This is a genomic window from Macrococcus hajekii (assembly GCF_004359505.1).
GTDB classification, from domain to species: Bacteria; Bacillota; Bacilli; order Staphylococcales; family Staphylococcaceae; genus Macrococcus; species Macrococcus hajekii.
Genome location: NZ_SCWE01000038.1, coordinates 1 through 389, shown reverse-complemented (window position 1 = coordinate 389; position 389 = coordinate 1). Strand labels below are relative to the sequence as shown.

1 pseudogene is annotated in these 389 nt (G+C 37.0%); it reads left to right on the top strand.

From position 1 onward, the window contains the following. Window positions 1–389: pseudogene (gene pbuX, locus ERX37_RS11260) on the top strand (xanthine permease PbuX); the annotation flags it as partial.

Here is a 389-nt window from a genome sequence, read left to right as displayed (position 1 = left end):
TATTAGTTATTATCATCGCGCCTTTCTTTTCACATCTTGTAAAATTCTTCCCACCAGTAGTAACGGGTAGTGTTGTTACTATCATTGGTATCAATTTAATGCCAGTAGCAATGAATTACTTAGCTGGAGGTCAAGGTGCAAAGGACTATGGAGATGTTAAGAACATTTTGTTAGGTTTAATGACATTAATCATTATTCTTCTTTTACAAAGATTCACAACTGGATTTATTAAGAGTATTGCCATATTAATTGGACTCGTTTTAGGAACGATAGGTGCTGGCTTACTTGGGATGGTCGATATTAATCAAGTCAATCATGCCGGTTGGTTAGGCATCCCAGTGCCGTTTAGATTCTCTGGATTTAGCTTTGATGTGACATCGACGTTAGTG